Annotated in this window: 10 protein-coding genes; 6 read left to right on the top strand and 4 right to left on the bottom strand. The window is 41.7% G+C overall.

Features of this window, described 5'->3' with window-relative positions:
• Positions 1-88 precede the first annotated feature (88 nt).
• A complete protein-coding gene (locus GR929_RS01695) occupies positions 89-2,218 on the top strand; it encodes a Tex family protein (protein ID WP_159517178.1) in 2,130 nt (709 codons plus the stop codon).
• A 596-nt stretch (positions 2,219-2,814) separates the two neighbouring features.
• Here GR929_RS01695 and GR929_RS01700 read toward each other — a convergent pair.
• Both GR929_RS01700 and GR929_RS01705 read right to left on the bottom strand, forming a co-directional pair.
• A complete protein-coding gene (locus GR929_RS01700; protein WP_159517179.1) occupies positions 2,815-3,024 on the bottom strand; it encodes a PspC domain-containing protein in 210 nt (69 codons plus the stop codon).
• Positions 3,024-3,278: a hypothetical protein gene (locus tag GR929_RS01705; protein ID WP_159517180.1), complete on the bottom strand. Its 255-nt coding sequence runs from the start codon at positions 3,276-3,278 to the stop codon at positions 3,024-3,026. The genes GR929_RS01700 and GR929_RS01705 overlap by 1 nt, the downstream gene beginning before the upstream one ends.
• Positions 3,279-3,483: 205 nt before the next feature.
• Between GR929_RS01705 and GR929_RS01710 the strand changes: the two genes are divergently transcribed.
• Genes GR929_RS01710 through GR929_RS01720 form a run of 3 tightly spaced genes read left to right on the top strand, consistent with a single transcriptional unit; the run spans position 3,484 to position 8,128 of the window.
• Complete coding sequence (locus GR929_RS01710; RefSeq protein ID WP_159517181.1) at positions 3,484-5,160, top strand: alanine/glycine:cation symporter family protein; 1,677 nt, start codon at positions 3,484-3,486, stop codon at positions 5,158-5,160.
• A gap of 38 nt (positions 5,161-5,198) precedes the next feature.
• On the top strand, positions 5,199-5,588 hold the full coding sequence (locus GR929_RS01715) for a response regulator (RefSeq protein WP_159517182.1): 390 nt from the start codon (positions 5,199-5,201) through the stop codon (positions 5,586-5,588).
• Positions 5,589-5,638: 50 nt separating this feature from the next.
• Entirely contained in the window at positions 5,639-8,128 is a 2,490-nt protein-coding gene (locus GR929_RS01720) for an endonuclease MutS2 (protein WP_235934013.1), read from the top strand.
• Between the two features lie 57 nt (positions 8,129-8,185).
• Here the strand turns inward: GR929_RS01720 and GR929_RS01725 are convergent, their stop codons facing one another.
• A complete protein-coding gene (locus tag GR929_RS01725) occupies positions 8,186-9,526 on the bottom strand; it encodes a sodium:solute symporter family protein (RefSeq protein ID WP_159517183.1) in 1,341 nt (446 codons plus the stop codon).
• A 4-nt stretch (positions 9,527-9,530) separates the two neighbouring features.
• Positions 9,531-10,703: a hypothetical protein gene (locus GR929_RS01730; protein ID WP_159517184.1), complete on the bottom strand. Its 1,173-nt coding sequence runs from the start codon at positions 10,701-10,703 to the stop codon at positions 9,531-9,533.
• Between the two features lie 138 nt (positions 10,704-10,841).
• Between GR929_RS01730 and GR929_RS01735 the strand changes: the two genes are divergently transcribed.
• Positions 10,842-12,242 carry a 3-keto-disaccharide hydrolase gene (locus tag GR929_RS01735; RefSeq protein WP_159517185.1) on the top strand — a complete coding sequence of 467 codons (1,401 nt, stop codon included), beginning with the start codon at positions 10,842-10,844 and terminating at the stop codon, positions 12,240-12,242.
• A 5-nt stretch (positions 12,243-12,247) separates the two neighbouring features.
• Positions 12,248-13,081 carry a sugar phosphate isomerase/epimerase family protein gene (locus GR929_RS01740; RefSeq protein ID WP_159517186.1) on the top strand — a complete coding sequence of 278 codons (834 nt, stop codon included), beginning with the start codon at positions 12,248-12,250 and terminating at the stop codon, positions 13,079-13,081.
• The last annotated feature ends 18 nt before the right edge of the window (positions 13,082-13,099 follow it).

The following is a 13,099-nucleotide window of genomic DNA, read 5'->3' on the forward strand; positions in this document are numbered from 1 at the left end:
TTGCCCCTTGATGAATGAAGATTACCATGGCCACAAACCAGTCAAAATTGGATAAAACCATTATCTTCGTTAGCCAAAATTTCAGGACATGAATGCACAACTCATACAGCGGATTGCTGATCAATTTCAAATTCGGCTTAATCAAGTAGAAAACACCATCAAATTATTGGATGAAGGGGCAACTGTGCCTTTTATTTCGCGCTACCGGAAAGAGATGACGGGAAGTTTGGATGAAGTGCAGATTGGTGATATTAAAGACGAGAAAGCTCGGCTGGAAGAGCTGATCAAACGTAAAGAGACGATTCTGAAAACGATTGATGAGCAGGATTTGCTGACCCCGGAATTGAAGGATCGGATTGACAATTGCTTTGATGCAACCGAGTTGGAAGATATTTACCTGCCCTACAAACCCAAGCGGAAAACGAAGGCTTCGGTGGCTCGCGAAAAAGGGTTGGAACCACTGGCAAAAATCATCATGAAACAACAGGAGCGGGACATTGAGAGTCGGGCAAATGCTTTTGTTAATGATGAAGTTGATTCGGCAGACGATGCGCTGGCCGGTGCCCGCGATATTATTGCCGAGTGGGTGAATGAAAATGAAAAGGCCCGGAATATGGTGCGCCGGGCTTTCGAATTGGGGGCAACAATCAGGAGCAAACTGGTTAAAGGCAAAGAGCTTGAAGGTGAAAAATACCGTGATTATTTTGATTGGGAAGAACCACTGAGAAGATGTCCTTCGCACCGGCTGCTCGCTATGCGAAGAGGCGAACACGAGGGCTTTTTACGCATTTCGATTGCTCCAAATGAAGAGGAGCTATTAGAGCGTTTGAACCGTTTTTTTGTGCGGTCGCAAAATGACTGTGGAGAGCAAATTCAGCTCGCTGTAAAAGATAGCTACAAGCGCTTGCTATCATCAGCCATTGAAACCGAATTTGCACAAGCCTCCAGGCTGAAAGCCGATCAGGACGCTATTCAGGTGTTTGCAGAAAACTTACGCCAATTGCTGTTGGCTGCACCGCTTGGCCAAAAACGGGTATTGGCCGTCGATCCGGGATATCGTACCGGTTGTAAAGTGGTGTGCCTGGATGAACAGGGAAACCTGTTGCACAACGAAACCATCTATCCGCATAAACCGCAGGAGCAAACCAAGCAAGCAGCCCGTAAAATTACTTCGCTGGTGGGTGCTTACCAAATAGAGGCGGTTGCCATCGGCAATGGAACGGCTAGTCGCGAGACCGAGCACTTCATTAAAAAGCTGCGTTATGATCGCGATATCAAAGTATTTGTTGTTTCCGAAGATGGAGCATCGGTTTATTCTGCTTCAAAAGTTGCTCGCGAAGAGTTTCCGAGTTACGATGTCACCGTGCGCGGGTCGGTTTCTATTGGCCGTCGTTTAATGGATCCGCTGGCCGAACTGGTTAAGATTGACCCGAAGTCGATTGGAGTGGGGCAGTACCAGCATGATGTTGATCAGAAGTTACTCAAAAATAGTTTGGATGCGGTTGTTGAATCGGCCGTTAACTCGGTTGGGGTAAATGTCAATACAGCGTCCAAACATTTACTGACCTATATTTCGGGCCTGGGACCGCAATTGGCGCAGAACGTAGTTGATTACCGGAAAGAAAATGGTGCGTTCAATTCCCGAAAAGAGTTGATGAAAGTTCCACGAATGGGAGCAAAAGCATTTGAACAAGCTGCCGGTTTTCTGCGTATTTCTGATGCAAAAAACCCGCTGGATAACACCGCTGTACACCCCGAATCATACCACGTAGTTAAGCAAATGGCTAAAGATTTGAACTGTTCGGTAGCCGAATTAATAACAACCGAAGAGAAGCAAAAAGAGATTGTGCTTGAAAAATATATTTCAGAATCGGTTGGTTTACCTACTTTGAAAGATATTCAGAAAGAACTGGCTAAGCCGGGACGTGATCCTCGTAAAAATATCAAAGTGTTCGAATTTGCCCCGGGGATTTATAAAATGGAAGACCTGCAGGAGGGCATGGTGCTTCCCGGAATTGTGACCAATATTACCAAGTTTGGGGCTTTTGTTGATGTGGGCGTTAAACAAGACGGATTGGTTCATATTTCGCAATTAGCCAATCGTTTTGTGAGCGACCCCAATGAGGTTGTTAAACTACACGAGCATGTTAAGGTGAAGGTAACAGAGGTTGATATCGCTCGCAAACGAATTCAGTTGAGCTTGAAAGATGTTGAGTAGGCTGAAGTGGGATTCGTTTAACCGGAAAACGAATACAGGTTTTGTCGTACTTTTCTCAATCTTCTTTATTTAGAGGCGTTTCAGCGTTCTTTTTGTTTGGCGCCGAAGCCTGATACCATCGTGCCGAAGCCTCATTTCATAAGGAATAAGCTTGCTGCCATTGTGCCGAAAGACAATTCCATTGTGCTGAAGAGCAATTCCATTCAGGATAATAGATATTCTCTATGGAATTGGGACTATCCCATAGGGGATTACTATGATTCCAAAGAGAATGGTCTTGCTGACCTTTGGAATGGTCTTGCTGACCTGTGTCAGAAAGCCTCTGCGCTATGGAATAAGAGCAATTTCTAACGATTCAATATTAGTGGTGAAGACCAGGATAAAAACAATATCCGGAATTTGTTTCCGGGCTTGTATTTTAATCGGAGTACGTGGCAGGCAGATTCTAAAGCGAGTCCGGAATGACCGCGTGACAGTGCATAACCATTCGGGGCCCCGGCTTTGAAGTAGTTGAAACAGCTGATAAGAACTGCTCCATCAAAAAACAAGTAAAGGGAACCGCAGAGGCACGAAAACGGAGAATCGTTACGTCAACATCAGACTCTTTCTTCGGGAATAACGGCCCAGCAAATAAGATAGATAAGAAGCCCCGGAAAACCAGCACTAACAACAGATAGTACCACATAAATAACCCTCAAAAGAGTGGTGTCCATGTTGAAGTACTCAGCAAATCCGGCAATAATTCCCGCAATCATCTTATTGGATGACCTCGTTAATCGCTTTTTTGTAGATGGCAAATTTTCCATTAGTCGTTCTCTTCGTCGTCAAACAAATTTTCCTGATTTTCAAATTCAGCTTCCAGGTATTCTTCAGCATCTTCTAATAGTTGCTTAATTAACGCCTCAGAATCTGGTTTGTCGCTGTACCAGTGAACAACCTGGTTCGACCAGAAATCTTCAATATCGCTTTCAACAATAAATTTTGGTTCTTCATTGTGAACGACAAAAATGGTGTCCGGTGTTTCTTGAGAATTGTCGGCAAGTAAGAATTTTGGTAACATAGCTTTTCCTGTTAAATTGTTTCATGACAAATTTATGGAAAAAACTGATTTAAATGCTGAATCCCAATAGTATTTGCAATTAAATTATTTGAAAGGAATTCTGGCATTCTGCTGTCAGTTTGAAAAATATACTGCAATTCTGCTTTTTAATTTTAACAAAAGGATTTGAAGTGCTATTTTAGCTTGCTCATAATAAACAGCTAAAATGAATAAACTAAACGAGATTCTAACTCAGATTGATGGGTATATTGGGGGTAGTCAATGGTTTGTGTTTTTATTATTAGGCACAGGACTCTTTTTTACCATTTATTTACGGTTTCCACAATTTAGGTATTTAAAACCTGCTTTACGCATTGTTCGCGGAAAATTTGATCGCGAAGGAGATGTTGGCGACACTTCCCACTTTCAGGCGCTGATGACTGCTTTGTCGGGAACGGTTGGAACGGGCAATATTGCCGGTGTAGCTTTGGCGATTCACCTTGGTGGGCCTGCTGCTCTTTTCTGGATGTGGGTAACGGCCTTGCTCGGAATGACGCTTAAGTTTGTAGAAGTCAGTATTTCGCACAAATACAGAGAGAAAGCCGAAGATGGCACAATTGCCGGCGGCCCGATGTATTATATGAAAAACCGCTTAAATATGAAGTGGTTGGCTGTCATTTTTGCGGTTGCTACCATCTTTTCATCGTTCGGAACAGGAAACCTGCCTCAGATAAATTCAATTTCAAATTCTATTTTCGCTACGTTTGGAATTAACAAGATACTTACCGGAGCTGTTTTATCTATTTTGCTGGGCTTTGTAATTATTGGCGGCATAAAACGAATTGCAAAAGTAACATCCCGTTTGGTGCCTTTAATGGCCATCATTTATTTTCTGGGTGCCATGGCTGTTATTCTTTTCAACTACGAAAACATTATCCCTTCATTTGTTTCAATCTTTAGCGATTTGTTTACAGGTACGTCTGCCGCCGGAGGATTTTTGGGTGCAGGTTTCTCGTTTGCATTTAATCGCGGAGTAAATCGAGGCTTATTTTCCAATGAAGCAGGGCAGGGGTCGGCACCTATTGCTCATGCTACAGCACGTGCTCACGAACCGATTTCCGAAGGACTCGTTGCTTTGTTGGGACCTTTTATTGATACCATTATTATTTGCACACTGACCGGCTTGGTCATTCTTTCGTCAGGCGTTTGGAGCAAGAAAATCGATAATCAATTTCAGAATGCCGATATTCAGATATTAGCTGGTCAGTACAATGAACATGACACAGCCGATCGTGAAAAACTGGCTGACTTTCTTCAGGAGAAAGCTGACCTGCCATTGTATTCAGGAAGTATTGAGGTAACTGATGGTGTTATTCAAAGCGATGTTACCGTTTTGCATTCCCGTTCGGTTGCCGATGATGTTCTGGTGTCAAAGGATGGTAGTCAGTTTACAGGAACTGTTGCGGTTGTTAACGGAAATATTGCGAACGCTGAAGAGGTTGTGCTCAACGGGAAATCACTTATTCACAGTGCGCCACTAACCACTGAAGCTTTTACTAAAAGTTGGTTCGGATCGTATGGACGTTATATCGTGTCCATTGGACTATTGCTTTTTGCTTTTTCTACGGCAATTTCCTGGTCATATTACGGAGACCGGGCCGTCAACTTTCTGTTTGGAATGAAAGGCGAAATTTATTTTCGAATCATCTATGTTATTGGGTTTTTCTTCGCTTCGTTTACTGATACCACACTTATTTGGACAATCTCAGGGATCACGATTGTTATTATGACTGTTCCTAACCTGATCGGAATTTTGCTGTTGCGCAAAGAGATGAAGTCTGAAGTAAAAAGCTTCTGGAAAGAGTATGCTGAATTTTTTAATGAAGATAAGAAGTATTCTTGATTAAAACTTATTTATATTTGTTACTGTTTAAATGAAATATGGAAACTGACCTTAAAAAAATATCACTCCTGGTTGTTGATGACAGTTCAATTAATCAACGGGTTGTCGCGATGTCATTACGAAATACCATCGAAGATATTGATGTTGCAAGTGATGGATTGGAAGCATTCAAAAAATATTGTGCAAAGCAATACGATGTCATCATAATGGATGGCCGTATGCCGGTAATGGATGGATATGAATCAACCCGAAAGATCAGACAATTTGAACTTGAAAAAGGTATTGACAAGAAATCTACAATCATTGCTTTAACAGGGAGTGATACTGATGAAGAATCACAAAATTGTTTGAATTCAGGAATGAACGCTTCACTATTGAAACCTTTTCGGTTGACCCAATTTTTGGATATTCTGAAAGAATTTAGTTGATCGTTGTTATTTCACCCCGCAACTTTCTATTTTTGCCGAACAATTGAAAAATGATGGTGAAAATATATCCTCAAAATTTTGAATCGAAGATTGGATTTGATCGGGTTCGGGCTTTATTAAAAAGCAATTGTTTAGGCGAACTAGGAAAAGCTCGTGTAGATGAAGTCTCATTCTTAACTGATTTTAAAGCGATTCAGTTAGAACTGGCCTATGCTGATGAGTTTGCCAAATTAACTCAGGAGAATGATGCCTTTCCTACCAATTATTATTTCGATTTACGCCAGTCACTATCAAAAATAAAAACCGAAGGTCGTTTTTTAGAGGTGCTTGAACTATTTGACCTGAAACGATCTTTGGAAACCATTACCGCTATCGTTCGGTTTTTGGGCAATCAAAAGGAAGAACTTTATCCCAAGCTGAAAGAACTCGTGCAACCCGTTCAGGTATTTCCGTATATCAAAGAACGTATCGATCAGATTATTTCGCAACATGGAAAGATCAAAGATCAGGCTTCGCCGGAGCTTGGGCGGATCAGGCGTGAGTTGCTCAATAAGCAAAATAATGTTTCAAAACGGCTGCACAGTATTTTAAGACAAGCGCAACGAGATGGTTTGGTTGATGAAGATACGACTGTTTCAATTCGCGATGGAAGACCTGTAATTCCGGTATCTTCGGCAATGAAACGGCGATTGAATGGGATTGTGCACGATGAGTCGGCAACCGGAAAGACTGCTTATGTTGAACCCTCCGAAGTTGTCGAAATCAACAATGAAATTAGAGAGCTGGAGTATGCCGAAAAGCGTGAAGTTGTCCGCATATTGATCGAGTTTTCCGATGATATTCGTCCTTATCTGGATGAGCTTTTTGGTTTGTATGATTTTCTGGGGACGATTGATTTTATACGGGCCAAAGCGCGCCTTGCTATTCAGATGGAGGCAATCAAACCTGCGATGGAAGGAAAACCACAGCTATTTTGGGAAAAAGCTGTGCACCCACTGTTGAAAATTGCGCTGGATCGGGAAAAAAGAAAAGTCACTCCACTCAACATTGAATTGAGCGAGGAAAAACACCTCTTGCTAATTTCGGGGCCAAATGCAGGTGGTAAATCGGTTTGTTTAAAGACCGTGGGACTGTTGCAGTATATGCTTCAGTGCGGATTACTGATTCCGATTGACGAAACCAGCCGGGTAGGTATTTTCGATCAGCTGTTTATCGATATTGGTGATGAACAGTCGATTGAAAATGATTTAAGTACTTACAGTTCACACCTGATGAACATGAAGCACTTTTTGAAATTTACCAACGATAAAACGCTAGTGCTGATTGATGAATTCGGAACCGGAACTGAACCCATGATTGGCGGGGCAATTGCGGAAGCCATTTTGGATCAGTTAAATCAGGAACGAACTTTTGGAGTGATTACAACGCACTACACCAACCTGAAGCACTTTGCCTCGTCAGCCGATGGCATTGAAAACGGAGCGATGCTGTATGATAATCACCGGATGGAGCCCCTGTTTCAGTTACAGATTGGGAAACCCGGTAGCTCTTTTGCTTTCGAAATAGCCCGTAAGATTGGCATGCCCGAATCCATTTTGGAGGAGGCAACGAATAAGGTTGGTAAGGATCATATCAACTTCGACAAACACTTGCGCGATATTGTTCGTGATAAACGTTACTGGGAGTCGAAACGGCAGCGAATTCGTAAGGTAGAGCGCAGCCTGGATGAGCTGGCTGAAAAGTATGAACATGATTTGGGCGATTTGTCGAAACAGCGCAAGAAGATCATGGACGAAGCCAAAGAAGAAGCTGCCCGTGTTTTAGCAGAAGCCAACAAGAAGGTGGAGAATACGATTCGGGAAATTCGTGAAAGTCAAGCTGAAAAGGAAAAGACGAAGGAAATCCGGAAGCAACTTTCAACCTACATAGAGCAAGTTGAAGAGGTTGAAAAGGCGGACGACGAATGGATCAATAAGAAGATTCAAAAGCTAAAGGAAAAAGAACAGCGCCGTGATAAGCGTCGCCCGGAGAAACCCGAAAAGCAAAAAGCCACTCCCAAAAAGAAGAAGGAAGAACTGGAACCGGGAGATAAAGTGAAAATAGACGGACAAAGTACGATTGGTGAGGTTTTGGAGTTGGGAGATAAAAATGCGGTTGTGGCATTTGGCCAGCTACGCACCTCCATTAGCCGCAAAAAGCTACAAAAAGTAAGCAACAATGAGGCGAAAAAGGAATTGCGCGGAACGAACCGGACATTGCCCAATGTACATCGAAAGCTATTTGAAAAGAGAAATACATTTAAATCGGAGATTGATGTTCGGGGACAGCGTGCAGAAGAGGCGATCACCAATATTCAAGCATTTCTGGATGAAGCTATAATGCTTGATGTGCGGGAGCTTCGCATACTTCACGGCAAAGGAAATGGTATTTTACGCGAGATGATCCGTAGTTTTTTGGGAGCCGATCCGGTAGTAGCATCGTACCGCGATGAGCATGTTCAATTTGGTGGAGCCGGCATTACCATTGTTGAACTGAGTTAAGCGCCGAGTAGCAAGTTTGACGTTTCAAGTTCTAATTTGGAGTTGGAGAGTTGCTCACTAGGCATTCAATTTCTTTTCCGGAATTGAAAGAATAAGCCCGTTGATGATAAACGCTAAAATAATCAGCCAGTTGGCGAAATTCGCTCCACTGTAACTGGCCCATATTTTGCCTCCCAAAGCTACGAATCCACCAACCAACATCGCTAAAATACTAAGTCGCTTATTTACTCTCAGGTTGGTTAGTGCGGCGATTAGCGGAACAATAAACGCTCCGGAGTAAAAGGCCAAAGCCAAAAGTAATGTACCAATTATCGATGTAACTTTCAGTGCGAGAAGCACACTGACTATTCCGCAAGCCATAATGAAATAGCGGGTGTTTTTCAGCGATCGATCGTTATTAATATCCGGAGTGATTAGTTCGCTTAAAATCATCGATGAAGTAAGCAGCGTGGTGTCGGCTGATGATAAAACGGCCGATAAAAGTGCAGCCGCCATAATTCCGGAAATCCATTCAGGCAAATAGAAATTGATGACTTCGATTAATGCAGCCGAACCGTCCAAATTCTCTTTTGGCAAATGACTATATGCGAAGGCCCCGACGTACGCCAAAAGAAAGGCAAAGGGGATCAGAATTGAGGCGACCAACTGCACACTTTTCTTAGCTGTCTTTTCATTCTTGGCACAAAATACGCGTGAATAAATATCCGGTCCAACCACAAACGTGCTGGAAAAAGTCAGGATTAATACAAATAAGTCGGTTCCTGAAAAATGGTCGTTGAACGGGAAACTATTACTGAATTCAGGAACGTGCTCCGGCGTTTCCCATAAAAACAGGGCAGTTAGAATAACTCCCAACAAGATGATAAACGACTGAAAAAAATCAGTTTTAATGATTGACATCTGCCCGCCAAGCAAGGTGTATAAAATGAAAACAGCACCCGAAATCAGTACTCCTGATTCGTAAGGAAGGTCGAAGAAACTAAACAAGATTTTGGCTGAGGCGATTATTTGGGCGGCAACAATACCAATCCAGGCTAATGGAATAATTACCGAAGCGGTCTTTCGTGCTGCTTCGCCGTAAAATTGCCCGATTAGGTTTGTCAGTGTAAACTTTCCCATTCGGTTCACTTTCCCCACCAGCGGAACCAATAACCACAAGCCCAGCGAGGCCGCCAAAATATACCAGGCAGCAGCCCACCCCTGATCTTTTGTGAGGTTTACGGTTCCCAAAATTGCTGATCCTCCAAGGATTGTGGCCATCAAGCTGCCGGCAACCTGCCAAAAGCCTGTTTGCTTGCCGGCGATAAAATAATCGATCGGTTTTTTTATTTTCCTCCAAGAGTAAATTCCCAACCCTATAATGAAAGTAAAATAGATGAGCAGTATGACAATTTGCATAGAATTATTCGACCTTAATGAGTTCAAAAGACAAATCAGTTTTGTTAATACCATCGACTTTGAAAAGGGCTTTAAAATCTTCTGATTCGACTTCCTGAAGCTGTTCTTTCTGGAAATCTTTCAGGTATGCAGGATTCGTCATCTGATTAACAATTGAAATATTGCCAATATCCATAGCTGATAAAAATAGTAAGATATGATTTCCTGAAAACTCTTTGGTTTTGATCATCAGCGCATAATCTTTCTGCTTCGTGTTATCACTTTCGGGTCGAAATATTTCGGTACACGGATCAGAAGAATAAATTAACTGATTGGAAGCACTTGAAACTCCAAAAGAAAAAGTCATTTCCTTGACCAGATTTTCGAACAAGCCCATATTCTTATAATTTCCGATAAAAATAATGTTATTGTTTTTCAAATCATCAGGTTGAAGATCAGATGATAATTTCACATCGATCGAGGCTCCGGTTTGGGCAAATACTTTGTAAATTTCGCTTTGACAAAATACCGCCATTTTCGATAAATAGGTCAGGCTCGACTTCGAGATCGTTTTAACTAAGTCCGGATTTTTATCCAATAAATGTTCGTAATCAACTTCGGAGTTAATACTGAAATCCCGAAATATTCCGTTTTCTCCGGTTGGGATTTGCCCATTAAACACAAAATAATCTCCTAAAACCAGCAGGGTGGACTTTTCGTTCTCAGCAAATTCTTGCCATACAGGAAGGTCTTTCCAAGGATTTTCGGTTCGTTTCGTGTCCGATAACAACAAATAAACTACGGCAACTAAGGCGATCAAAGAAATAATAAAAGGGATTAAATACGGCTTTGGTTTTGGTTTTCGATGATCTTTAGCAGAATCAAAACGGACTTTATATTTGCCCTTTTCGACGACAAAAACAACCGGATCTTTACTTCCTTCATTTTCGTAGTACTCGGTCAGTTTTTTTCGAACATTGTGGATATATACCCGGATATTCGAATCTTGCTTTTCTGTATCGGAATACTTTTTGCCAAACAATTCAACTCCAATCGTATATTCTTTCGGATTTTTTCCTTCTAAAGAAGCATTAACCAAGTAGCTTAAAAGGTCGCAGCTTATTTTCGACTTAGAGAATTGCTTACTCGAAATGACCTTGCGTAAGTATTTGTCGATTAAGGTTTTATTTGTATTCATTTTAGGTTTTATAGCGAGCTTATAACAGTTATAAAACGAGTTTGGCTCTGGCAAATATACCTAAATATGTGTAATTTGATAACTTCGTTAGGAGAACGAACAAATTTAAATTATTAATCCTAATTGAATAATAGAACCATGAAAATTCTAACTTCTTTTCTTTTTTTATTTATTTCTACTTTTTTATTTGCCAATGAAGCGGATGGATGGAACGATCTCTTTAACGGGAAAGATTTGTCGGGCTGGAAACAACTTAATGGCAAAGCCAAGTACGAAGTAGTCGATGGCGAGATTGTGGGAACCACAGTTGCCAATACTCCAAATTCCTTTTTAACCACTGACAGAGCGTATGGTGACTTTATTTTTGAAGTTGATCTGCTCGTTGACAACGAGATGAATTCGGGTATTCAGTTTCGTAGTTTAAGTGATCCGAACTATATGGATGGCCGTGTTCATGGTTATCAGTGTGAAGTGGATCCTTCAGCCAGAGCCTGGAGTGGCGGTATTTATGATGAGGCTCGCCGTGGTTGGCTTTATCCATTAGAAATGAATCCTAAGGGGCGGGAAGCTTTTCGCCGTGGAGAATGGAATCATTATCATATTGAAGCGATTGGAAACTCAATTCGCACATGGGTAAATGGTGTTCCTTGTGCTGATTTGATTGATGATGAGACAGCAAGAGGTTTCATTGCCTTGCAAGTCCATAGCATTCATGATGAGTCAGAAGCTGGCAAGCAAATTAAATGGCGCAATGTTCGAATTAAAACGGAGAATTTGCAACGCAGGCCGTGGACAGATATTCCTGTTGTTAATTTAATCCCCAATTACCTGTCGCCGCAAGAACGCGCTCAGGGGTGGAGACTTTTGTTCAATGGTGAAACAACCAATGGTTGGCGTGGTGTTGGAAAAGAAGCTTTCCCCGAAAAAGGATGGCATGTTGAAAATGGCGAATTGGTTGTGGAATCAGCGGATGGAGCGGAGTCAGGCAATGGTGGAGATATTGTTACCTTAGATGAATACAGTACCTTCGAGTTCAAAGTTGATTTCAAAATAACAGAAGGAGCAAACAGCGGAATTAAATATTTCATCACTGAAAAATATGGCTCCGATATGTCAGCTATCGGCCTGGAATATCAAATATTGGATGACGAAAGGCATCCCGACGCCAAAAAAGGAACAGATGGCAACCGGACAATCGGTTCATTGTACGATTTAATTCCCGCCCACAAAAATAAAATTGTTCATAAGCCCGGCGAATGGAATCAGGCTAGATTAGTTGTAAAAGGAACACGCCATGAAGAATGGTTGAAGGGTAACAATTTTGTTACAACCGATTTTGTTGGTGCGAGTGTTGAGCATTGGTTGAATAATAGAAAAGTGCTCGAATATGAGCGGGGAACACAAGCCTTTTATGCCTTGGTTGCCCGCAGTAAATATGCAAAATGGGATGGTTTTGGAGGATGGGAATCCGGTCATATCCTGTTGCAAGATCATGGAAATGAAGTTCATTTCAGAAGTATAAAAATCCGCAAGCTTTAAAGCTTATGAAACTAATTGGGAAATTAATAGCCGGATTTGTTTTGGTTAGCATTTTTTGTGCTTGCCAAACTGAGCAGAAACCCCTTGTTCCTGTTCAGAAAAAGGAGGTGAAGTTTAAACTTGGCGTTGCATCCTATTCGCTACGAAAGTTTAACTTAGACACGACCTTGGAATTTACCAAACAGTTAGGGGCTGATTACATTGCATTTAAAAGCTTTCATTTGAAATTAGACGCCAGCGATAGTGAGATTGCAGAAGCGATCAAAATGACAAAAGAAGCTGGTCTCGACTTATACGCCGGAGGTGTGATTTATATGCGAACTAAGGCAGAGGTTGATCAGGCTTTCGATTATGCACAAAAAGCAGGCATGGATATCATTGTTGGTGTTCCGGATCACGAGTTGCTTCCTTATGTCGAGAGCAAAGTGAAAGAATATGATATCAAATTGGCGATCCACAATCATGGTCCCGGCGATAAGCTATATCCCAGTGCCGAGAGTGCCTATGTTCTAATTAAAGAAATGGATCCCCGAATGGGATTATGCATCGATATTGGTCACACCAAACGAATTGGAAGAAGTCCGTCTGAAGACGTTCAGAATTATTTCGAGCGGATATTTGATATTCACATAAAAGATGTCACTAAAGCAGCCCCTGATGGATCGACCTGTGAAATAGGCCGTGGTGTAATCAATTTCAATCAGTTTTTAAATGACTTAGTTGAGCTGGGGTATGATGGTGTGTTAGCTTTTGAATTCGAAAAAGACGGAGATAATCCTTTTGTCGGAATGGCGGAGTCGATGGGATATGTAAAAGGTATATTATCAACAATTGAATAAACCAACAAACTAAATGAT

Origin of the sequence: Sunxiuqinia indica (assembly GCF_009847015.1) — a bacterium.
GTDB classification, from domain to species: Bacteria; Bacteroidota; Bacteroidia; order Bacteroidales; family Prolixibacteraceae; genus Sunxiuqinia; species Sunxiuqinia indica.